This window comes from Pedobacter nototheniae (assembly GCF_004335085.1).
Lineage (GTDB): Bacteria > Bacteroidota > Bacteroidia > Sphingobacteriales > Sphingobacteriaceae > Pedobacter > Pedobacter nototheniae.
Genome location: NZ_RQRS01000024.1, coordinates 61,485 through 83,340, shown reverse-complemented (window position 1 = coordinate 83,340; position 21,856 = coordinate 61,485). Strand labels below are relative to the sequence as shown.

Genomic DNA, 21,856 nt, shown 5'->3' with positions numbered 1-21,856 from the left:
ATTAATATTAAATTTGCAAAATATAATAAATAGAATGAAGAAAGTTTCTTTAGTAGCAATTGCTCTAATTAGCATGTTTTTTAATGGCTTCGCCCAAAAGCATAATATTGATAAAGTTGCTGCTGTAGTAGGTAATAACATCATCCTGCTGTCAGATTTAAACCAACAATACACCCAATATCTTTATCAAGGCAACCCGCCCAATACCGATATTAAATGTAGAATTTTACAAAATACCTTAACGCAAAAATTGCTTAAACAACAGGCAGAAATTGACTCGGTAATGGTTGAAGATAACCAGGTTGATGACGAGGTAAATAAACGTATGCGTTATAGTATGCAACGTGCAGGCGGACAAGAGCGCTTGGAACAATTCTTAAACAAATCTATTCTTCAATATAAAGATGAGATAAGACCATCGGTAAAAGATGAGTTGATTGCACAAAAAATGCAAGGTAAAATTACCGAAAATATCAACGTTACACCTATGGAGGTTGAAAAATACTTCAAAACTTTAGGTGATAGTATTCCTGAATTTAATACAGAAGTTGAGGTTGGAGAAATTGTTTTAAACCCACAATTAAGTAAAGCCGAAAAACAAAGATTCCACGATAAAATTGAAGCTTTGCGCTTACGTGTTAAAAGTGGTGATGACTTTGGTGTTTTAGCAAAAACATACTCTGAAGATCCAGGATCATCCGCTGATGGTGGTGATTTAGGTTTTTTTGATAGAAGTACAATGGCAAAAGAATTTACAGCCTGGGCTTTTAAATTAAAAGCAGGAGAAATTTCGCCAGTTTTTGAAACCGAATTTGGTTTCCATATCTTACAGGTGATCGAACGCCGTGGAGAACAAGTGCATGCACGCCACATCTTAATCAGACCTCAAACTACACCTGAAAGTTTAACTCGTTTAAAACTTCATGCAGATAGTATTTACAATAGAATAATCGGTAATAAATTAACTTTTGCTGCAGCTGCTAACTTATATTCTGATGATAAGGAAACTAAGTATAATGGTGGTATGATGCTTAACGCTGAAAATGTACAAGCTAGAAGCACTATTATTCCAGTTGATAAATTAGACCCAGCAGTGTTTTTAGTTATAGATACAATGAAAGTTGGTGGTATTTCTAAACCAGATTTATTTTCATCTCCTGATGGTAAACAAGGTTACCGTATTTTATATTTAAAATCTAAAATACCACCACACAAAGCAAACTTAGTTCAGGATTTTCCAAAAATTAGAGACGCTGCACAAAGTGATAAAATTAATCGTACTTTAAGCGAGTGGTTTGAAAAACGTCGTGAAAGTACTTACATTAAAATTGACGATGAATTTAACACCTGCAACGAATTAAAAATTTGGACTAAACACACAGCCGCAAAATAAAATAAATGCAGTATAAGAACGAAGTAGAAGCTGTTGATGCGCTTCACCAATCTTTCGACAATATTAAAGCCGAGATAGGCAAAGTTGTAGTTGGACAGGATGATGTCATTAAATCTGTTTTAATCGCCATTTTTAGCAATGGGCATTGCCTATTGGTTGGTGTACCAGGATTAGCCAAAACTTTATTGGTACAAACCGTTGCTGCCGTTCTTGATCTTAATTTTAATCGTATTCAATTCACACCTGATTTAATGCCAAGCGACATTATCGGTGCTGAAATTTTAGGAGAAGACAGGCACTTTAAATTTATAAAAGGGCCTGTTTTTTCTAATATCATCCTTGCCGATGAAATTAATCGTACTCCTCCAAAAACTCAGGCTGCCCTTTTGGAAGCCATGCAGGAGAAATCTGTTACCGCAGCCGGACAAACACATGTTTTGCCTAAACCATTTTTTGTTTTAGCCACACAAAATCCAATTGAGCAAGAGGGTACCTATCCCCTACCAGAAGCGCAATTAGATCGTTTTATGTTTAACATTCAATTAAATTATCCTGCTTTTGCAGATGAACTTAATATTGTTAAAAATACCACAAGTAATAAAAGCGTTCAATTACAAAAAATTATTCAGGCAGAGGACATTCAGTATTTCCAAAAGCTGATTCGTGATATTCCAGTAACTGATAATGTATTGGAATACGCAGTTAAATTGGCGTCTAAAACTCGTCCAAATAGTGAGTTTGCAACTGATGCTGTTAACAAATACATAAGTTGGGGCGCTGGTCCTCGTGCATCGCAATTTTTAGTATTAGGTGCTAAATGCCACGCGGCAATTTCGGGTAAATATGCTCCTGATATTGAAGATGTGCAAGCTGTTGCCGAACCAATTTTACGTCACCGTATTGTGCGTAACTACCGTGCAGAAGCTGAAGGCTTATCAATCGAAAAGATTATTAAAGATCTTTTATAAAATTAATCTTCCTTTATAAAGTTCTATACCTTATTAAACCTCAAGCGTTGAGGTTCGTTTATATTTTCATCAGTTTATATAATTTAATATCTTTAAACTATAACCGTTTAAACATTAAAACAATTCCTATGAAAATTAAAACATTAACCATCCTACTTTTACAACTACTAACCTTTACTGCATTTGCCCAAAAAAGCGCCGGTTTAAACTCCTTATTAAACCAAAATGGAGAATTCATTTTCCCTCAAACACCCGCTAAAATTTCGGCTGCCTTAAATGCTAAAACCGTTTTTTACGAAGATGCCAACGAAGAACAATATGCTAAATGGCTTACAAAATCAGGCTTAGAACTTTATTGCAGTCTTGGAAAAAACAAAAGCATAAATGAAATGTCATTCGATATTCCTGACGATAAATTTGTAGTTGTTTCGGGCTTACCATTTGGATTAACAATGAATAAGACAACGATTCAGGAAAGTGTTGCTAAGTTTAGTAAGTACAACGCTAAAAAAGAAAAACTTGGTGAAGGCAGCTTATTTTCAGGTGGTGCAAAACTTACCTTTAAAAAGGAAAAACATTATGTTACACTTCTTTTTGACAATAAAAACCTTTTAAAATCCTTATCCATTACTACAGAACTTATCGATCCTGCAGCAAATTAATTCTACAATTCTAATAGATAATAATCAATCATCGAGGTAAAAAATTATATTTGTTTTGATGATTGATTCCAACAAACCTCATGGTGCAATTGCTGCACTTTTAGATGAATATAAAAAAGCAATTGACGAATTAATTGTCATTATAACTCCTTTAAGTTCTTCTCAACTTACCAGAATTATTGACCCTAACGCAACAGACACAGATTGCAGATCGATACAAACCATTTTAAGTCACGTTGTTTCCTCTTCATACAGTTATTCAGTTTATATAGAAAATTGGATTGGCATAGATACAACTAGGCCGGATTATTTCATTGGAGATGAGATTGCTGCATATATTGAAAAGTTAAATTTAGCCTTCAACTATTGTGAAAACTTATTTATTAAAAATCCAACTATCGTTTTGGAAGAGTTTAATAATGATAAAAAAATTAATACTCGTTGGGGGCAACAATATGATGTAGATCAGTTGATGGAACACGCTATTGTTCATGTTTTAAGACATAGAAGGCAGATCAAAAACATCATAAAAAATAATTTTTAAACTGTTCATTTTCAAAAAACTGGCAAGCAAAAATTCCATTCTAAAAAAAGCTGAAATCATTATTGAAAGTAGAGTTTTTACAAGGGTACTTAAAAGAGAAAGGGATCAACTGAAGATCAAAATGAAAATGAATTATACTTATTATGGTAATGCAATAAATTATCTAAGTACTTCTATTTATTAAAAACGAAGAAATCTCTAATTAGAAACTTAAAGAGCTTTATAAAGTCTTTATATTTTAAACATTGTTATTATCTTTATCCTAATTTTCAAAACAGATTATTAATTCAAAAAATATAGATATGTCAAGTCACGATACACATAAACCATCTTTGGAAACTAAAGGCATTTGGGCACTACCTTTAACTGCCTGGATTCTTGTTTTAATATTAGTTTTTGCTTTTACAAGACCAATATTTAACCATGAAGAGGCTGCACCGGCTCACGAAAAAACTGAAGCACACCACTAAGCTGCATTAACAATTTTTAGTTATTTAACTTAATATTGTAAGGAAATAAAAAAAGCGATGAGATTCATCGCTTTTTTTGTGGCAAAATTTAATCAAATTGCTTCATTAAGTTGGGATAATCGGTAATAATACCGTCAACACCCAAGCTTTTAAAATATTCAATTTCCTTTAAGGTATTTACGGTCCATGGAATAATCTTAATACCCATTTCATGGCATCTATCTACCAACCCTTTTCCTACCAAAACAGAATATGGGCTATAAATAGTTGGTTTAAAACCTAGTTTTTCAATATAATCCTCGAATGGTTCTTTTTCATCAATTAGCAAGGAAGTTTGAATTTTCGGATATTTTTCATGCAAATACTGAAGTGTTCTCATATCAAAGGACTCAATAATTACGCGTTTAGATATTTTTTTCTGGTTAACGATTTCCATAATTAGATCTACAAATTCCGCTGGTTCTGGCTGAAACTCATTATCGCCATTTTTTATGGTTTTAGTTTCAATGCTATACACAGGTTTAGCTAGCTTATTTTCCTTAACATAGGCTTCAACGGCATCAATAGTTTCAGAAAGCAAAGGTTTGTAAGCCTTAAATTTCATTTGCCCAGGAAAACGTGCATGAACTTTACTGCCTACATCAAATTTCTTAACTTCTTCATAATCCATTTTATAGATGTTGAAGTTTTTCTGATCTTTAAAAGTAATGGCCTTACCGTTAGGTTGTAAAGAAATTTCGTTATTAAAATAAGGCTCTTGAGATAATACAACTTGTTTATCTTTGGATATAACGGCATCCATTTCTAAGGTCGTTACGCCCAAATCTAAAGCTTTTAACATCCCTTGAACCGTATTTTCGGGCATTATGCCACGGCAACCAGCTTTACCTTGTACGTCAAATTTTTGTTTTTGAGCAATAGCAGTTAAACTAAAAAAAGAGAGTACGCCGATAACTAAAATCCTATTTTTTATGTGTTTCAATTCTTTTTAAATTAGGTTTATACCATTTTATTATATTGCCTTTACTATCCAATAAAACTTGTTTGTTGCTTGTAGTCCAGGCTAATCTTTGTTTCCCTTTAAGGTCATTTACTTTCTTAAATTTCTGACCTGAGTGGTTAATAAAACCAACTTCATGACCCCCACTCCAATACCAGTGTTCTCCTTCTCTTACTTTATGCCCACCAATTGTATATTCTGCCAGCCCGTTTTTAAACGGTGTTACAAAATCAAATGTTGCCGGAATTACCTTTTTATACTTCGCATTTGCGAAACCAATTTTATTATTTTCAACAAAGCGAAACAATCCTTCTTCAATATAATCAGGACCGTTATCGTAAATAAAAGGCCTGAGAATATGCTTTCCAGTTCTATCAATTACCAACAAGCCCGAATCTTTTAAGCTTACAGTTGTAAAATCATAAAGTGTATCAACATCGCCATATCCGGTATATCTTGCAGGAATAATTACATCTCCTTTTAGATTTTTATAGCCAATTAAAACCTTTCCTGCAATAGTATCATTAAAAGAAATTAAGTAGTCTTTTTGCTTTTTCTGTGCGATTGCAAAAAAACAAATCAGCATTAATATTATGGTAATTATTTTTCTCAAATTGATTTTATCAGGGCCGTAATTTACAAATAAAGGCATAAAAAAAGGGCCACTTTTTTTAAAGATAGCCCCTTTTAAAATTCACATTAAATTATCTTTCAGCAGGTACAAAAGCTTGTACAATTAAGTTCCAGCTATGATCTGCGGCTTTTTCGTAAATAAAAACGTAGTTAAAGCTTTCGCGTAAATCAGTTTTATAATCGATAGTTGCTACTCCATAAGTATAGGCAAAATCGCTACCTAGAGATTTATCTGCACCAGTGGTTTTTAAATTGATCTTATCAATCATTCCGTTGTAAAAGGCAAGGATTTTTCCTTTACCTTCAATGGCTTCATTACCTGGAAAAAGTAAACGAGCATCAGCCGTTAAAAAACCTCCAAAAGCAGCAATACCGTGTGTTTTTAACATCGTATTTAACGTTTTCTCTGTGGTTAAAATAATATCACGACTAGCCTTTAGCTCTTTTTCATTTCTAAATTTTGGTAAGAAATGATCTTTAGGTTCAACAAAATTATCATTTACCTTATTTAAAGGTTTGTTGCTTGAAGTTCCTAAATCAATAGCCAATTTCCATTTACCGTTTTCGGCTTTCCAAATGGATAAATATTGTCCATATTTTTTCTCGGCACCATCTATTTGATATGGACCTGTTGTAAAGCCCCAATCGCCACTGCGTGATACTCTAGCTAAATTTGGTTCCCAGGTAACCCCATTTATTCCTTTATCTTGCGATGTATAAAAAGTTTTAGCACTAACAGGATTTGGTCTAAAAACCAATGCATTTGCAGATGAATATTCTAAATAAGATTCTTTATCTCCATTTTTAGCAATTGATTTAGCAAAATCTTTCTCTGCGCTGACAAGAGATTTAGTTGTTCCATCACTTTTTTGAGCAAAGGCGCTAACGGCTAAAGCAACAGCTATTGTTGTTGAAAATAATTTCTTCATGAGTTGTTTAATGTTATGTTTGGCGAATATAAAATTTTCTTTTGTCTGTTTTTTTTAAAAGTAATTAACAAATACACAATTTATTTTTCGCGATAGATGGTTTCAAGCACAGTTTGACCTGTAGCTTTAAGTGTATTTTTGTCAATATTTGCCAAATTATCTAATTGAGTATGCCAGTTGATATAAAAGCCACCGTTATCGTTGTAATGAATAATATCTATGCATGGTACAGCAGCTTTATTTACCCAAACATGGTCATCAACCAATCTTCCTGATGGGATATTTACAAAATAGGATGCATAGCCAATTTCATTTCCAATATCCCAAACCTTTTTTACCACATCAGGAGCGGCAGTTCTTGATATTTCATCTTGGGTAAATTGTGCGTTTCCACCGCCTACCATATCCAAATTAATGCCGTAAATCGCTTTATAGCCCGTTGCTGCGGCATTTTTAGCCCAATATTGTGATCCTAAGCACCACGTAATTTCATCAGGAGATTCATCATTAGCTTTCCCATAATCTTCCAGATCCCAAAGCACAAAGTCTACACCAACATTGGGTTGCTTTTGTTGAATTTGACGAGCCATTTCTAGAATAACACCTACTCCACTCCCACCGTCATTTGCTGCATCAAAAGGTTTATTATGATTTGCAGGGTCAGTATCTTGATCAGAAAACGGACGAGCATCCCAATGGGCAGTAATTAAAACCCGATTCTTTTTATCTGGATTAAAACTTGCCAATATATTTTTTAGCTCAAAGCTTTTACCGTCATAAGTAGATGTTTTTTCACCTTGAATTTTAACAGTTGCTCCAAATGATTTTAACTTTTTAACCAGATAATCTGCACATTTTTGGTGTGCAGCTGTCCCAGGGATTCTAGGTCCGAAATCTACTTGTGCTTTGGTAAAAGCATAAGCACTATCAGCATTAAATTCAGGAGAAACCAATTTAACTTCCTGAGGCGTTGAAGTGGTTTCTTCTGTTGTTTTTTTTGTATCCTTACATGCCTGCAAACCGATAAGGGCAATTACAGGCAATATTAAAAGTTTTTTATTCATCATTATATTATTGCAGTTATCTAAAGAAACCAAGCAATTTGGCCTCAGCAACTACGCCTTACTCCATGTTGTACCTTCTTTACTATCTTTTAATTGGATACCCAAATCTTGTAAACCTATTCTAATCTTATCAGATGTAGCGTAATCCTTATTTTCTTTGGCTTCTTTTCTAATGTTGATAATCATATCCAAAACACCATTTAAATCGGTATTACTGCTTTCTTCATCTTTCAAACCTAAAATATCGAAAACAAAATCCTGCATCAGCTGAATTAATTTCTCTAAAGCTTCAGCAGAAATTTTGGCTTTACCATCATAAACTGTATTAATAATTCGAACGGCTTCAAACAATTCGGCAATTAATACCGGACTATTAAAATCATCATTCATGGCTACGATGCACTTTTCTTTTAACGCATCGATGTCAAAATCATTTTGTTCAGATGGAGATAATTTTTCAAGTAAATTAACAGCACTCATTAACCGGCGGAAACCTTTCTCTGAGGCATCAAGTGCATCATTAGAAAAATCTAAAGTACTACGGTAATGTGCTTGTAGCATAAAGAATTTAACCGTCATTGGACTATATCCCTTTCTTAACAAAGGATGATTTCCGGTAAATAATTCAAACGGTAGGAAACCATTACCTGCTGATTTAGACATTCTGGTTCCATTAACCGTAAGCATATTGGTGTGCATCCAATATTTTGCTGGCTGGTGATGACTGCATGCTTCAGATTGAGCAATTTCATTGGTATGATGTGTTGCTGCCAAATCCATACCACCACCATGAATATCAAATTCTTCACCTAAATATTTAGCACTCATGGCAGAACACTCAATGTGCCAACCCGGAAATCCCATTCCCCACGGCGATTGCCATTGCATTAAGGTTTCAGGCTTAGCTTTAATCCAAAGTGCAAAATCTAAACGACCGCGTTTTTCATCTTGTCCACCAAGTTCGCGGGTATTATTTAACATATCTTCCAAATTGCGGTTGGTTAATATGGTGTAATTATAGCTTTTACTGTATTTCTCTACATCAAAATATACGTTACCGTCAATTTCATAACCGTAACCATTTTCAATAATTACCTTAATCATTTCTATCTGCTCAATAATATGACCAGTAGCCGTGGGCTCGATACTTGGCGGCAAAGTATTAAACATGCGCAAAACATCATGGAAACCTAATGTGTATTTCTGCACAATTTCCATAGGCTCTAACTGCTCTAGTTTAGCTCGTTTTGCAAATTTGTCATCTCCCTCATCTCTATCTCCTTCCAAATGGCCGGCATCGGTAATATTACGTACATAACGAACTTTAAAGCCTGAATATTTAAGGTATCTAAAAATTAAATCGAAAGATATAAAGGTGCGACAATTGCCCAAATGCACATCGCTATAAACAGTTGGACCGCAAACATACATCCCAACATTGGGTGCATTTAAGGGTTCGAAAATTTCTTTTTTACGGGATAATGTGTTGTAAAGCTGCAAGCCTGTATTCATATTGCAAATGTAATATTTACTGCCGGAAAGTTTAAGATATGCTAATTGTTTAGTTGGATAAATTGCTTAATTGACATTTGATCAATCAAATGTGGCATAAAATATTAATAAGCTGCCCAAAGGGATCTCTTGTATAAAACCTTCTAACGCCCCAAGGCTCATCAATAGGGCCATATTCAATTGAGAAACCTGCTACTTTTATGCGTTCTAAAATTTCTTCTAAATTATCAACTTCAATAGATAAGTTTGGCGTAGGTGTTCCTGAACCACCTTCGGCTGCAAAGCTGACTTGAATATCCATTTTTTGATTATTATCTCCATAAGTCACAATCCAACCGTGGTTCATTAATAAATCCAATCCTAAAATATCCTGATAAAAAGATGCAGCCTTTTCTACATCCAAAGTGTTAATATTTGAAACGATACGCTTAACCATGAGAATAAAATTATTGCCGTAATTTACGTTTTTAAACAAAAAAATCCCGTGACAAAAATCACGGGATCCATATTAAACCTCAAAAATTAACTCTTTAGTTTTGATTTAAAAACTTTTTCAAGCTTTTCTAGTTTTGGCAAAATCACCAATCTGCAGTAAGGGGCATCACCATTTCTTTTGTAATAGTTTTGATGATAATTTTCTGCCACATAAAATGGTTTTTCGGCTTCAATAGCAGTTACAACAGGCTTACCGTAAGCATTTGTTTTATTTAACTCTGCTTTATATTTTTCTGCCAATTGCTTTTGTTCATCATTATTGTAAAAAATTACAGAACGATATTGAGTACCACTATCTGCGCCCTGACGGTTTAAAGTTGTTGGATCGTGGCTCTTCCAAAAAACTTCCAATAAATCAGAATAGCTTATTACCTGCGGATTATAAGTTATTTGCAAAACCTCAGCATGCCCTGTAAAACCAGTACAAACTTCTTCATAAGTGGGATTTGCCAATTTACCGCCCTCGTAACCAGATTTTACTGAAACAACACCCTTTAATTTTTGAAAGATGGCTTCTGTACACCAAAAACATCCCATACCAAATGTTGCTTTCTCAGTTTTTTTGCCTTGGGCATTTGCCTGGTTTAAGGCTAAAACTGCTAATAAAATTAAAATTATTCTTTTCATAATGTGTGTGCCTTCTACAAGCAATTTATCGTAATCAACAATTTCTTTCTTTAACTAATTATACGAAATAAAAACAGCTAAAGTTTTTATCTGTTTAATAATGGATTTTATATGACAAACGCCAAAATCCAGTAATTAAAAGCAAATTGTTAATAACTTAAACAACTGTTTATCAAAATTTTAAATTCAAAAAATACAACAACAACGCACTTATCAACAATTCTTTTTTAAATTCGTAACACAATAAAATATAAAAATATGTCTACACCTTATATCCCTTGTTTAGATTTAGGCTCGTACATTAACGGCAACGAACAAGAACGCAAAAAATTTTCTGATGAACTTGGTCGTGCTTTTAACGATTCGGGTTTTGTTACCATTACCAATCATGGCTTAAGCCAAGATTTGATTGATAAACTTTACGAAAATATTAAAGCGGCTTTTGCTTTACCGGTAGAGACTAAACGTAAATATGAAAAACCTGAACTTGCTGGTCAGCGTGGTTACACAAGCGCCGGCAAAGAAACGGCTAAAGGTGCAAAAACGCCAGACTTAAAAGAGTTTTGGCAAATTGGACAGGAAGTTACAGATGGCGATCCGGTGAAAGATGAATATCCTGACAATGAGGTTTTAGAAGAATTACCAGATTTTAATAAAGTTACTGGCGATATTTACAGGAAGCTACAGGAAAATGGAACTTACCTTTTACGTGCCATTGCAACCTATTTAGAGTTGCCTATTGATTATTTCGATAAGCATGTTCACAATGGGAACTCTATTTTAAGAGGTATTCATTATTTCCCAATTGAAAACCCTGAGTTGATTCCTGATGATGCCGTACGTGCGGGTGCCCATGAAGATATTAATTTAATTACCTTATTAATTGGAGCTAGTGCTGATGGTTTAGAAGTTTTAACCCGCAGCAATGAGTGGCTGCCAATTAAAGCGCACCATACGGATATTGTGGTAAATGTGGGCGATATGTTGCAACGTTTAACCAATAACAAATTAAAATCTACTACGCATAGAGTTGTTAATCCTCCACGCGAATTGATGAAAACTTCACGTTTTTCGGTTCCTTTCTTCTTACACCCTCGCAGTGATATGGATTTAACAAGTTTACCATCAACCATTGATGCTGAACACCCAAAAGTGTATAGTGATATGACTGCTGGCGAATATCTTGACGAAAGATTAAGAGAGATTGGATTAAAAAAATAGTTCAATCCTAATCAAAAAAACATAAAGCGCCGAAGAAATTTGGCGCTTTTTTTATTACCTTTTAAAATGCATAAAACAGATTTAAATATTTTCGCTGAAATAGAAGGAATAGGTGCCGCATCAGGTTTATTCCTAAATCACGATTTACTATATGTTATTGGCGATAACAGCGGTTATTTAAATCAATACAATGTTAAAACAGGCGTTTTAAATAAAATACAAATCTTACCGACATCAGATTTAAGACCGCTTGAAAATATTCCAAAGGCACAAAAACCCGATTTTGAAGTACTTTGTAATTTCGGCAACACCTTATACATTTTAGGTTCGGGCTCCAGACCTGAAAGAAATTCATTGATTGAATATGATTTACTAACTGGGACTATAACCACAACTAATCTTCACGAAACTTATAAATTACTAAAGGCTGAATCACTTATTGATGACCAGAATTTTAATATCGAAGGGGCTATTTTTACTGGAGAAGAATGGTTTCTTTTTAATCGTGGCAATGGATTAAATTCTAAAAACGGGATATTCAAAATCGCCGACAGAAAATTAGTGAATGCAAAAAAAGTTAGCTTTCATCCGATTGCACTTCCTAACATTAAACACATAAATGCTTCTTTTACTGATGCCATACTCCACAATGGCGATATTTATTTTATAGCTGCTGCTGAAGATACAACGTCAACCTTTAACGATGGAGAAATATTAGGCAGTTTTATTGGCAGCATAAACTCAAAATCCTTAAAGATAAATTTTGCGCATAAAATTAGCGGCAATCATAAGTTTGAAGGCATTTCTCTTTTTAAAAGCTCAGAGAATTCTATTGAATTTCTGTTGTGTGAAGATAGAGATACGGAAGAACTGAAAACGACAATTTATAAACTTGTGTTAAGCCATTATTAAACTTAGTGCTTTTTTTGTTTTTATAAAATCTGTTTCATTACTTTAGATTTCGGTTTTTGTTGTAATTCCGTAAAACCCCTAATCTCTCCTAAATTTTCTTATATTTTTAACGCTTATTATAAAACCAATGACTAAAAGATTAACACTCTGCTTATTTCTATTATTAATTACAAAACTGACTTTTTCACAAACTTCAACGGTAAAGGAAAAATATTGGGACTATACTCAGGTTAGAATGGTGCCGGGGCAACAAAAAGAAGCCATAACGAAGGCGTTAGATCTTTTAGAGCATAAAACCGAATTAAATGAAAAACAAATTGCCAATATAAATTTCCATTTGGGTCGCCTTTATGAAGAAACCGGGCAACCAGAAAAATCAGTTCCTTATTACAAAGATTGCATTAAAATTGTACCAGGGTATTATGTTCCTTACAGAGCACTTGCCGCTATGAGGTTAGAAAAAGCTAATATCTTATCAGGCAAATTAAATGAAGCAGGTAAGCAAAAAAATATTCCATTATACAATCAATATTTGGCAGAATACAAAAAAGAAGCTTTAATTACTTTATCATACCTGGAAAAAGCACAGGCTTGCGATCCGGATGAAGAAACATTAGCAATGATTAATTTCTATTACAAAAGTATAAAAGCCCCTCAATCCATTACTACATTAGATACCAGACTTAAAAAGCTAGCAGAAAACTGCGTAACACTTTTGGATGATGAATAATAAAAAAGGGTAAGATTTTAGTCTTACCCTTTTTTATGTTTTATTTCTTAGAATCATCAATGGCTTTATTCACAACATCCTGAATACGACCTCTGATTTTTAAATTAGATAACTTATCCGTTACGGTTGGATTAACACGATTTGATAAGAATATATAAACTAATCCTCTCGAAGGATCAACCCAAACACATGTGCCAGTATAACCTGTATGCCCATAAGTTTGTGGCGAGGCCAAATTTGAAGGATAATGTTTGGTACTATCTGGATCCCAGCGATCGAACCCTAAACCACGTCGGCTTACATTAGATTGCTTTGAGGTAAACATATCTACCGTTTGAGCTTTAAAATATTGCGTACCGCCATATGTACCACGGTTTAACAGCATTTGATAAAAAATAGCCATATCATTACTATTTGCAAATAAACCAGCATGACCAGAAACACCACCTGCTAAAGCCGCTCCCTGATCGTGCACATAACCTACAAGTAATGTTTTTCTAAAATATTTATCATCTTCCGTAGGTATAATTTGTTCGGGCTTAAATCTGTTTCTTGGTAAAAAGCCTGCCATTTGCATCCCCAATGGTTTGTAAAAGTTTTCGTTTACATATTGGTTAAGTGGCTCTTCACTAATGTGCTCAACAATATCTTTCATAACGTACATACTAATGTCGCTATAAACATATTGCCCACGGGTTTTAATTGGAGAATTAAGCATTTTAGGCCACATAAAATCTTTAAAGAAGCCCTTTTTAATGTAATAATTATCTGCAACCTTTGTTGGAAAAGCGGCAGAAGAATCTCTACTATAATCGCCGGTTTTTACATAATCATGAAAAGGAATGTAGGGAATAAAGCCTGCCTGATGCAGCATTACTTCTCTAACCTGAATATTACTCATTGGTGTAGTACGTGCCTTTGGAATATAGGCGGCAATATTGGTATCCAATTTTAGTTTGGCTTCTTCAAATAAACGCATTACAGCTGGAGTAGTTGCCGTAATTTTAGTAACAGATGCTAAATCGAAAATATCAGTTACTTTATCAGGTACATTATCCGTGTAAGTATGATTTCCGTAAGCTTTATTAAAAATCACCTTACCATCTTTAGCTACTAAAACAACTAAACCAGGTGTTGCCTTTTGGCTTATCGCCTCGGCAGCAATATCATCTATCTCTTTTAAGCTATTGGAGTTTAAGCCAGCATCTTCAGGCACTGTATATTTTAAACGTGTTGCAACGGTGGTATAACCAGAGCCAATGGTATACTTGCCCGAGTAATTTGTAGTTAGCTTATTGCTGGCACCAATCCCTCCAAAAATATACTGAGGCACTATAGCTGCGGCATCCGCAGAATTATCTTGCGTCCATATTATAGGCATTTTAAGTAAATCGAACGATTTCAAACCTATTCCATCTCCAAAAAAGGAAATAATAACCTTTTTAGTTTTACTAATGTTATTTATAAAATTAACATACTTGGCCTTATTTATATTTTGATTATCAACAGAAACTAGAATAGTATTAAAGTATTTCAAGTCATCTTCTAAATCATTTAAGTTTGAAGTATCTGGATAAGAAACTGCTGAAAAGGACGTTACTTGATCATATTTATTTGCCAAACTATCAAAAACCGAACTAAAAGCAAACCCAAGGCTTACAGATGCTATAGTTTTTTTATCTAATGATTTTAATGGAATTATAGAATCTTGATTATTTAGTAGAACCGTTTTACGGGCAATTTCATTATTAATGGTTAATTTCTTTTCATTTTGAGCGTGCTCCTGTGCACAAGCCATAAGGCATAAAACATTAAAGAAACTTGCAGCCGCCAGGATGAACAATCTATTTCGCTTCATATACTTTTTCTCCGTTCAGGTAGGTTTTTAAAACTTTGGTTTTTAGTAATTGTTGTGGTGTTGATTTTAAAATATCGGCGTCTAAAATAACAAAATCGGCAAGCTTTCCAGCTTCAATACTTCCTTTTTCTTTTTCTTCAAAATTAGCTTTAGCGGCCCAAATGGTCATTCCTTTTAAAGCTTCTTCAGGTGTAAGGGCATTTTCCATTTGAAAACCTCCTGCCGGAAAACCTTTTGCATCTTCTCTTACCGTTGCAGCATAAAACGTTAATAATGGATTAATGTTTTCGACAGGAAAATCTGTTCCAAGTGGAATCCATCCATTTTGTTTTAATAACTGTTTGTAAGCGTACGCATCTTTTAATCGTTTAGCACCCAAACGTTGGCCCGCCCAATACATATCGGATGTGGCGTGAGTTGGCTGTACCGAAGGAATAATGCTCGCTTTTCCAAACAAATTAAAATCATTTGCATTAATTACCTGTGCATGTTCTATACGCCAACGTTTATCGTTTTTACCCTTTAAAACTTTATTATAAATATTTAACATCACACGATTTGCAGAATCACCGATGGCATGTGTACACATTTGAAAATTATGTTCGGCAATTTTGATGGCAACTTCTTCAAAATGCTTCTTATCACTCAACAAAAAGCCACTCTTACCTGGCATATCACTATAAGGATGTAAAAGACAAGCCCCACGAGAGCCTAAAGCACCATCTGCATAAACTTTAAAAGCCCTTACATTTAATCGATCAGTTTTAATTGCACCTCGTTTAAATAGATAATCATAGTTTTGCGGCGCATCGCTCAGCATTATATACAACCGCATTTTTAACTTATTGGCAGACTGTAGTTTCTCTATAAAATCTACAGCTTCAAAGCCCAATCCACAGTCATCAATTGTTGTTAAGCCAGCGGCGAAGCAATTTCGTTGTGCATCAAGCAATATTTTTTCTGCTTGTTTGGCATCAGGAGAAGGAATTTTCTTTTCAACCAATGAAACAGCATTATCAATCAAAACGCCAGTTAGCTTACCATTTTTTGTAAGCATATCTCCTCCAATTAACTTTTCAGCTTGCTTTATTCCAGCTTCATCCAATGCTTTTTGATTAGCTACAGCTGCATGTCCATCAATACGATTTAAAAACACAGGCCGATTAGGAAACAATTTATTCAGCTGCTCATTTGTTGGAAAAGATTTATCCGCCCAATCGTTTTGATCCCAGCCATTGCCAATTAGCCAACCATCGGGATGCGTTTTTGCAAAAGCAACTAAACGTTGGCCTACTTCTTCCCAAGATTTGGTTTCTCGTAAATCAGCCGTTTGCAAACTTTGTCCGTAACCAAAAAAATGTGCATGGGCATCTATAAAACCTGGATAAACAACTTTTCCTGTTGCATCAATTTCATCTGTTGCGGTATATTGTTTTCTAATTTCCTCGCTTTTTCCAATAGCCAAAATTTTACCATCTTTTACCGCAAAGGCTTCAACCGTATCGAAGTTTGAATTTACGGTGTAAACTTTAGTGTTGTAAATAATTAAATCGGCTTTTTTCTTACTACAAGCAGTTAAAAAAGCAATAACAATTAGTGCGTAGCTTAAGGATTTCATATTGATAAAGATAGAAAATTGAATTTAGTTTGCTTTGTAAATTCGGTTATACAGAAAAGCATTTTAAAACTGAACGTGTAAAATTTAATCTTAAATAATAAACCTAATGGCAAAAGTAACGGTCGATTTTTATCAAAACCTTAGTAAAAAGCGAGAAACAATTTTCAAAAATCCGTAAGCTTGTAAAATTTGGAAATGAACGGATTTAGCATTTTACTTAAAGCAGTCCCGCTCACGTTTCTGCCCAGATAAAAATCTGTAGCATTCACTCAGATCGGGTTTACAAATAAGTGATTGGTGATGAATAAGTCGATTTGCTCCATTCATTTTACGACAAAAACGGTGTACTTAAACCCGATTGCAGCGGCAGCTCCCGATTTTTCATCGGGACTATAGCGAAAAGCGGGGAGCAATTTTCAAAAGATTCACAGACTTTGCTTTCCAAAAAATAAACATGTGCAAATAAATAGACTAAAGATATGGATTCGGGTCGCTTTTACTTTTTTATCAAAGCGGCTAATTTTAAAGCTTTAACTACAGTCATTTATGTGTTGAGTTTTAAACAAAGCACCAGCCTTAAGCTTATTTTGTATAATTTAGCAATTTCACATTGCCTTTATACATGACTGATATTATTCATTTATTACCTGATGCTGTTGCCAACCAGATTGCTGCCGGAGAAGTTGTTCAAAGACCTGCTTCTGCGGTAAAAGAATTGCTTGAAAATTCTATTGATGCCGGAGCAGATAAAATCCAACTGGTGATAAAAGATGCAGGTAAAGCATTAATTCAGATCATTGATAATGGCTGTGGTATGAGCGTTACCGATGCCAGAATGTGCTTTGAGCGCCATGCAACTTCTAAGGTAAAAAAGGCCGAAGATTTGTTTGCCATTCGTACTATGGGTTTCCGTGGCGAGGCAATGGCATCTATTGCAGCCATTGCGCAGGTTGAAATGAAAACCCGAAGGCATGAGGATGAAATTGGCACTTGCATTAGTATTGAAGGTGCTCAAATTATTAATCAGGAACCTGTAGCAACTTCACCAGGCACACAAATAGCCATTAAAAATTTATTCTTTAATACCCCTGCCAGAAGAAATTTCTTAAAGAGCAATCCGGTAGAAATGCGCCATATTATTGACGAGTTTCAACGTGTGGCTTTAGCTCATCCAGCTGTATTTTTTAGCTTGCACCATGATGGCGTAGAGATTTTTAATTTACCAAAAGGAAATTTAAAGCAACGTATTGTTCATTTGTTTGGCAACAATTATAACGAACGTTTAGTTCCTGTTGAAGAGGATACAACCATTATTAACCTAAAAGGATATATTGGAAAACCTGCCTTCGCTAAAAAAACAAGGGGAGAGCAGTTTTTCTTCGTAAACAATCGTTTTATTAAAGATCCGTATTTAAATCATGCAGTAAGTTCGGCTTTTGAAGATCTTTTACCTGATGACAGTTATCCACTTTATGTTTTATTTATAGAAATTGATCCTGCAAAAATTGATGTTAACGTTCATCCAACCAAAACAGAAATAAAATACCTTGATGAGAAATCTATTTACGCCATTTTAAAATCGGCTGTAAAAAGATCAATCGGTCGTTATAATATTGCGCCAACGCTTGATTTTGATCAGGAAACTGGTTTCAGCAATATGATTACACCAAAAGCGGTGGAAGATATTGTTCCACCAAGCATTAACTTTAATCCTGATTTTAACCCTTTTGCAAGTGATAAAAGCGAAGTTGGTTTGGGTTATACTACTGCGGCTAATAGCGCACCAAGAAGTTATGAAGCCAAACCAAGTACTAAAAACTGGGGTTCATTGTATGAAGTAACGCAACAACCTACTGTAGAACAAACTTCATTTTATGCTGATGATACTGTTTTAGAAACTAAGCAAAAGCAATATATGCAGTTGCACAATCGCTATATTGTATCTCAAATTAAATCGGGTTTAATGGTTATCGATCAGCAAATGGCACATGAGCGAATCCTTTACGAGCGATTTCTCGTACATCTTGATGATCGCAAAGGGGCTTCACAGCAAAGTTTATTTCCGCAAACGATAACCTTAAACGCCAATGATTTTGAATTGGCTAAAAGTTTATTGGATGATATAAAAAGTTTAGGCTTTGATGTACGCGAATTTGGTAAAAACACGTTAGTGGTTGAAGGTATTCCTGTTGATTTAGGCAGCAGTAATATAAATGAAACGCAATTATTTGAACAGCTTATTGAGGGCTTTAAAAACTCACAACAAGAACTTAAATTAAACAAACGTGATAGCTTGGCCCGCAGTTTAGCAAAAAATAGTGCTATAAAAGCAGGAACAGCACTAAGTCAGGAAGAAATGAACACCCTTATTGATGAGCTTTTTGGCTGCAAAACACCTAACTTTAGCGTAAGTGGAAAACCAATTATACAAACCATTACTTTGGCAGAGCTGGATAAGAAATTTGAAAAGTAATAAGTAAAATGAAGCGAAAAGCTTTAAATAAGCTTAATTAGAATAACAATACCATAAATGAACAACATACATATACCACCAGTAGTAAAAAACCTGCTGATTATTAATATTCTATTTTTTGCAGCTACACTAGTATTTAACCAAAATGGTACTTATCCTTTGATTAATTGGTTTGCTGTCTACTTCTTTAACTCTCCAAAGTTTCAAATCTGGCAACCCATAACATACATGTTTATGCATAGTCCACAAAACTATTTCCATATCATATTTAATATGTTTGCTCTATATAGTTTTGGAAGCTTATTAGAAACCAGATGGGGAAGTAAAAAATTTATAATATTTTATCTTTTAACAGGACTTGGTGCACTAGCCCTTCAATGGGCCGTTCAATCTTACGAAATATATTCAGTAACTGGGCATTGGATTTCAGACATAACGATTTATGTACCTAAGAGTAAAGATGAATTTAAATTATTGGGGGAAATTTATTTTGGCCCCATGTTAGGTGCTTCTGGTGCCATTTTTGGACTTTTAGTTGCCTTCGGAATGCTTTATCCTAATGCAGAACTTTTAATTATGTTTATTCCGGTTCCGGTTAAAGCTAAGTACATTATCCCTGTTTATATTTTAATAGAACTTTCTTTAGGTGTAGCACAAATACAAGGTGATTCTATTGCCCATTATGCACACTTAGGTGGCGCTTTAATTGGATTTATTCTGGTTAAATTATGGAAGGATAAAAAAGATAATTTTTATACGCTGTATGAATAACAATATTTTTAAGGATTTAAAGTTTAAAATATTCCAATCGGATAATCCACTGTTTTTTTACATTGGTATAAATGTTATTTTATTTGTGGTACCTGCCTTAATATCAGTTTTCTGCTTATTGGGTGGTATACCATTTAATATATATACTTGGATTGGCGAATATCTGGGCTTACCTGCAGCATTATCGGCATTGCCTACTCATTTTTATACGGCAATTACTTATATGTTTTTTCATGCTGGCTTTTTGCACTTACTTTTTAATATGATAGGTCTTTTCTGGTTCGGAAACATATTTATGAACTTTCTAAAAGCCCGACAATTTCATTTTATTTACATAGCAGGAGGTTTAGCAGGTGCCGTTTTTTATGTAGCTGCGTTTAATATTTTTCCATTTTTTGCCTCTTCTATAAATTCTGCTATTCTTATTGGAGCATCAGCAGCAGTTATGGCTATAATTGTGGCTACAGCTACCCTGGTTCCTAATTACTCAATTTTTTTAATGTTTTTTGGAGAGGTTAAAATTAAATATCTAGCAATAGTGTATATTATTTTAGATATTATAGGCATTACTTCTTCAAATGCTGGTGGAAGTTTGGCGCATTTAGGTGGTGCATTTTTAGGCTTTGCTTTTATTAAAAGCCTGCAAAGCGGAACTGACTGGAGCAAATTATTTGAGCGCAAGCCTAAACTAAGAGTAGTTAGAAATGAACAACCAATTAAAAAAGCAGAGTTTAAAGGTGTATCTCAACAGGAAATTGATGCCATTTTAGATAAAATTTCTACCTCTGGTTATGATAAATTATCAGCAGTAGAGAAAGAAAAACTTTTTAAAGCGAGTAAAGATTAATGGCAAAAAAGAAATATAGTTTCTTTGATAAATTACTTATACCCATTGCTATTGTATTGGCTATTTTTCTGCTGCTTGGTACTTTGGCAGGAAGTATGGATCCTCGCAAGCATGCAATAATTGCCTTTTTTGGGTTGGCTTACCCTTTCTCGCTACTAGGAAATGTTATCCTTCTAATTTGGTGGTCGCTCAATAAAAAGTGGCTTTTTGCAATTCTTACTTTAGCCGTAATTGCTTTTGGTTATAAAACCCTTAGGGCTACACTTGCTTTTGGTGGTAGCGAAGGGCGTGCCGAAAAATCAGAGGGCAGCATCAGAATGATGACTTATAACGTACACAGTTTTAAACTTTATGGAGAAAATAATACTGAATCTGTAAAAGAAAAAATGTTGAAAGTTGTTAAAGATCAAAACCCTGATATTATTTGCTTTCAGGAATTTTATACGCGTTATAAAGGCTCTTTTGATACAATTGATAGCTTAAAAGCCTTATTAAACACTAAGTATTATTATTTTGTACCCACTAATAAAAACGAGTACGAGGCAAATGGTTTAGCTATTTTTTCTAAATACAAAATCATAAATACTGGTAAAATACCATTTGAACAAGGCATTGCTGGCAATATGAGCATTTATGCAGATTTACAAATGGGCTTAAAAACTTTAAGAATTTATAACGTACATTTTCAATCTATCTCTTTCGAAAAACAGGATTACGATTATTTGGATAAGGTAAAAGAAATGAACACCGAGATTCAGCCATCAAAAAGAATTTTAAAAATGCTTAAAAGTGCATTCCTAAAAAGAAGCAATCAGGTGGATATTATGAAGAAAGAAATGGCGACCTGTGAAACGCCATATTTAATTGCCGGCGATTTTAACGATACACCTGCTTCGTATGTAGTTACTCAAATTACAACAGGTTTAAACAACGCGTTTATTAAAAAAGGCTCAGGCTTGGGTAGAACTTATAATGGCAAATTTCCTAACTTCCAAATAGATTATATTGCCACCAGCAAGCAACTGGAAATTCTAAATTACCACATCACACAGGCTAAACTATCAGATCATTTCCCTGTGCGCAGTGATATTAAATTTTTGCCTAATTAAAATTTTAATTCAGTATCCTT

Annotated in this window: 21 protein-coding genes; 12 read left to right on the top strand and 9 right to left on the bottom strand. The window is 34.2% G+C overall.

Going from position 1 to position 21,856, the window contains the following annotated elements:
* Nucleotides 1–34 precede the first annotated feature (34 nt).
* The 5 genes from EHC72_RS18640 to EHC72_RS22755 all read left to right on the top strand — a co-directional run bounded on the left by EHC72_RS18640 (nt 35) and on the right by EHC72_RS22755 (nt 4,037).
* A complete protein-coding gene (locus tag EHC72_RS18640) occupies nt 35–1,393 on the top strand; it encodes a peptidylprolyl isomerase (protein ID WP_131539216.1) in 1,359 nt (452 codons plus the stop codon).
* 5 nt (nt 1,394–1,398) lie between these two features.
* Nucleotides 1,399–2,361 (top strand): AAA family ATPase, encoded by a 963-nt coding sequence (locus EHC72_RS18635; RefSeq protein WP_131539215.1) that lies wholly within the window; start codon nt 1,399–1,401, stop codon nt 2,359–2,361.
* 128 nt (nt 2,362–2,489) lie between these two features.
* Nucleotides 2,490–3,023: a hypothetical protein gene (locus EHC72_RS18630; RefSeq protein WP_131539214.1), complete on the top strand. Its 534-nt coding sequence runs from the start codon at nt 2,490–2,492 to the stop codon at nt 3,021–3,023.
* Between the two features lie 58 nt (nt 3,024–3,081).
* Nucleotides 3,082–3,567 carry a DinB family protein gene (locus EHC72_RS22760; RefSeq protein WP_165585874.1) on the top strand — a complete coding sequence of 162 codons (486 nt, stop codon included), beginning with the start codon at nt 3,082–3,084 and terminating at the stop codon, nt 3,565–3,567.
* A 302-nt stretch (nt 3,568–3,869) separates the two neighbouring features.
* Nucleotides 3,870–4,037 (top strand): hypothetical protein, encoded by a 168-nt coding sequence (locus tag EHC72_RS22755; RefSeq protein WP_165585873.1) that lies wholly within the window; start codon nt 3,870–3,872, stop codon nt 4,035–4,037.
* 88 nt (nt 4,038–4,125) lie between these two features.
* Here EHC72_RS22755 and EHC72_RS18620 read toward each other — a convergent pair whose 3' ends face one another.
* The 7 genes from EHC72_RS18620 to msrA all read right to left on the bottom strand — a co-directional run bounded on the left by EHC72_RS18620 (nt 4,126) and on the right by msrA (nt 10,297).
* Complete coding sequence (locus tag EHC72_RS18620) at nt 4,126–5,019, bottom strand: glycerophosphodiester phosphodiesterase family protein (protein ID WP_246029464.1); 894 nt, start codon at nt 5,017–5,019, stop codon at nt 4,126–4,128.
* Complete coding sequence (locus EHC72_RS18615) at nt 5,000–5,689, bottom strand: WG repeat-containing protein (protein WP_211660334.1); 690 nt, start codon at nt 5,687–5,689, stop codon at nt 5,000–5,002. Before EHC72_RS18615 ends, EHC72_RS18620 begins: the two co-directional genes overlap by 20 nt.
* 52 nt (nt 5,690–5,741) lie before the next feature.
* Entirely contained in the window at nt 5,742–6,599 is an 858-nt protein-coding gene (locus EHC72_RS18610; protein WP_131539213.1) for a nuclear transport factor 2 family protein, read from the bottom strand.
* An 80-nt stretch (nt 6,600–6,679) separates the two neighbouring features.
* The gene (locus EHC72_RS18605) at nt 6,680–7,666 is read right to left on the bottom strand and encodes a M28 family peptidase (protein ID WP_211660333.1); all 987 of its coding nucleotides are present in this window, start codon (nt 7,664–7,666) and stop codon (nt 6,680–6,682) included.
* Between the two features lie 48 nt (nt 7,667–7,714).
* Nucleotides 7,715–9,175, bottom strand: a complete 1,461-nt coding sequence (cysS, locus tag EHC72_RS18600; RefSeq protein ID WP_131539212.1) for a cysteine--tRNA ligase — start codon at nt 9,173–9,175, stop codon at nt 7,715–7,717.
* Between the two features lie 85 nt (nt 9,176–9,260).
* Entirely contained in the window at nt 9,261–9,611 is a 351-nt protein-coding gene (locus tag EHC72_RS18595; protein WP_131539211.1) for a VOC family protein, read from the bottom strand.
* Nucleotides 9,612–9,697: 86 nt separating this feature from the next.
* Nucleotides 9,698–10,297 carry a peptide-methionine (S)-S-oxide reductase MsrA gene (msrA, locus tag EHC72_RS18590; RefSeq protein WP_131539210.1) on the bottom strand — a complete coding sequence of 200 codons (600 nt, stop codon included), beginning with the start codon at nt 10,295–10,297 and terminating at the stop codon, nt 9,698–9,700.
* 258 nt (nt 10,298–10,555) lie between these two features.
* Between msrA and EHC72_RS18585 the strand changes: the two genes are divergently transcribed.
* The 3 genes from EHC72_RS18585 (at nt 10,556) to EHC72_RS18575 (ending at nt 13,160) form a co-directional block, all read left to right on the top strand.
* Nucleotides 10,556–11,518, top strand: coding sequence for an isopenicillin N synthase family dioxygenase (locus EHC72_RS18585; RefSeq protein ID WP_131539209.1), 963 nt, complete (start codon nt 10,556–10,558; stop codon nt 11,516–11,518).
* A gap of 66 nt (nt 11,519–11,584) precedes the next feature.
* On the top strand, nt 11,585–12,430 hold the full coding sequence (locus tag EHC72_RS18580) for a DUF6929 family protein (RefSeq protein WP_131539208.1): 846 nt from the start codon (nt 11,585–11,587) through the stop codon (nt 12,428–12,430).
* Between the two features lie 127 nt (nt 12,431–12,557).
* Entirely contained in the window at nt 12,558–13,160 is a 603-nt protein-coding gene (locus EHC72_RS18575) for a tetratricopeptide repeat protein (RefSeq protein WP_131539207.1), read from the top strand.
* A 40-nt stretch (nt 13,161–13,200) separates the two neighbouring features.
* Here EHC72_RS18575 and EHC72_RS18570 read toward each other — a convergent pair whose 3' ends face one another.
* Both EHC72_RS18570 and EHC72_RS18565 read right to left on the bottom strand, forming a co-directional pair.
* Nucleotides 13,201–15,018, bottom strand: coding sequence for a serine hydrolase domain-containing protein (locus EHC72_RS18570; RefSeq protein WP_131539206.1), 1,818 nt, complete (start codon nt 15,016–15,018; stop codon nt 13,201–13,203).
* Nucleotides 15,005–16,636 carry an amidohydrolase gene (locus tag EHC72_RS18565; RefSeq protein ID WP_131539205.1) on the bottom strand — a complete coding sequence of 544 codons (1,632 nt, stop codon included), beginning with the start codon at nt 16,634–16,636 and terminating at the stop codon, nt 15,005–15,007. The genes EHC72_RS18570 and EHC72_RS18565 overlap by 14 nt, the downstream gene beginning before the upstream one ends.
* Nucleotides 16,637–17,258: 622 nt before the next feature.
* Here EHC72_RS18565 and mutL point away from each other — a divergent pair.
* Genes mutL through EHC72_RS18545 form a run of 4 tightly spaced genes read left to right on the top strand, consistent with a single transcriptional unit; the run spans nt 17,259 to nt 21,836 of the window.
* The gene (gene mutL, locus EHC72_RS18560; RefSeq protein WP_131539204.1) at nt 17,259–19,109 is read left to right on the top strand and encodes a DNA mismatch repair endonuclease MutL; all 1,851 of its coding nucleotides are present in this window, start codon (nt 17,259–17,261) and stop codon (nt 19,107–19,109) included.
* Between the two features lie 57 nt (nt 19,110–19,166).
* Complete coding sequence (locus tag EHC72_RS18555) at nt 19,167–19,880, top strand: rhomboid family intramembrane serine protease (protein ID WP_131539203.1); 714 nt, start codon at nt 19,167–19,169, stop codon at nt 19,878–19,880.
* Nucleotides 19,873–20,727: a rhomboid family intramembrane serine protease gene (locus tag EHC72_RS18550; RefSeq protein ID WP_131539202.1), complete on the top strand. Its 855-nt coding sequence runs from the start codon at nt 19,873–19,875 to the stop codon at nt 20,725–20,727. The genes EHC72_RS18555 and EHC72_RS18550 overlap by 8 nt, the downstream gene beginning before the upstream one ends.
* Nucleotides 20,727–21,836 (top strand): endonuclease/exonuclease/phosphatase family protein, encoded by a 1,110-nt coding sequence (locus EHC72_RS18545; RefSeq protein WP_131539201.1) that lies wholly within the window; start codon nt 20,727–20,729, stop codon nt 21,834–21,836. The genes EHC72_RS18550 and EHC72_RS18545 overlap by 1 nt, the downstream gene beginning before the upstream one ends.
* Nucleotides 21,837–21,856 lie beyond the last annotated feature (20 nt).

What these genes read in the sequence shown, in the direction of transcription:
- EHC72_RS18640 (WP_131539216.1), top strand. Translation starts at nt 35, where the DNA reads ATGAAGAAAGTTTCTTTAGTAGCAATTGCTCTAATTAGCATGTTTTTT.
- EHC72_RS18635 (WP_131539215.1), top strand. Translation starts at nt 1,399, where the DNA reads ATGCAGTATAAGAACGAAGTAGAAGCTGTTGATGCGCTTCACCAATCT.
- EHC72_RS18630 (WP_131539214.1), top strand. Translation starts at nt 2,490, where the DNA reads ATGAAAATTAAAACATTAACCATCCTACTTTTACAACTACTAACCTTT.
- EHC72_RS22760 (WP_165585874.1), top strand. Translation starts at nt 3,082, where the DNA reads ATGATTGATTCCAACAAACCTCATGGTGCAATTGCTGCACTTTTAGAT.
- EHC72_RS22755 (WP_165585873.1), top strand. Translation starts at nt 3,870, where the DNA reads ATGTCAAGTCACGATACACATAAACCATCTTTGGAAACTAAAGGCATT.
- EHC72_RS18615 (WP_211660334.1), bottom strand. Translation starts at nt 5,689, where the DNA reads ATGCCTTTATTTGTAAATTACGGCCCTGATAAAATCAATTTGAGAAAA.
- EHC72_RS18610 (WP_131539213.1), bottom strand. Translation starts at nt 6,599, where the DNA reads ATGAAGAAATTATTTTCAACAACAATAGCTGTTGCTTTAGCCGTTAGC.
- EHC72_RS18605 (WP_211660333.1), bottom strand. Translation starts at nt 7,666, where the DNA reads ATGATGAATAAAAAACTTTTAATATTGCCTGTAATTGCCCTTATCGGT.
- cysS (WP_131539212.1), bottom strand. Translation starts at nt 9,175, where the DNA reads ATGAATACAGGCTTGCAGCTTTACAACACATTATCCCGTAAAAAAGAA.
- EHC72_RS18595 (WP_131539211.1), bottom strand. Translation starts at nt 9,611, where the DNA reads ATGGTTAAGCGTATCGTTTCAAATATTAACACTTTGGATGTAGAAAAG.
- msrA (WP_131539210.1), bottom strand. Translation starts at nt 10,297, where the DNA reads ATGAAAAGAATAATTTTAATTTTATTAGCAGTTTTAGCCTTAAACCAG.
- EHC72_RS18585 (WP_131539209.1), top strand. Translation starts at nt 10,556, where the DNA reads ATGTCTACACCTTATATCCCTTGTTTAGATTTAGGCTCGTACATTAAC.
- EHC72_RS18580 (WP_131539208.1), top strand. Translation starts at nt 11,585, where the DNA reads ATGCATAAAACAGATTTAAATATTTTCGCTGAAATAGAAGGAATAGGT.
- EHC72_RS18575 (WP_131539207.1), top strand. Translation starts at nt 12,558, where the DNA reads ATGACTAAAAGATTAACACTCTGCTTATTTCTATTATTAATTACAAAA.
- EHC72_RS18570 (WP_131539206.1), bottom strand. Translation starts at nt 15,018, where the DNA reads ATGAAGCGAAATAGATTGTTCATCCTGGCGGCTGCAAGTTTCTTTAAT.
- EHC72_RS18565 (WP_131539205.1), bottom strand. Translation starts at nt 16,636, where the DNA reads ATGAAATCCTTAAGCTACGCACTAATTGTTATTGCTTTTTTAACTGCT.
- mutL (WP_131539204.1), top strand. Translation starts at nt 17,259, where the DNA reads ATGACTGATATTATTCATTTATTACCTGATGCTGTTGCCAACCAGATT.
- EHC72_RS18555 (WP_131539203.1), top strand. Translation starts at nt 19,167, where the DNA reads ATGAACAACATACATATACCACCAGTAGTAAAAAACCTGCTGATTATT.
- EHC72_RS18550 (WP_131539202.1), top strand. Translation starts at nt 19,873, where the DNA reads ATGAATAACAATATTTTTAAGGATTTAAAGTTTAAAATATTCCAATCG.
- EHC72_RS18545 (WP_131539201.1), top strand. Translation starts at nt 20,727, where the DNA reads ATGGCAAAAAAGAAATATAGTTTCTTTGATAAATTACTTATACCCATT.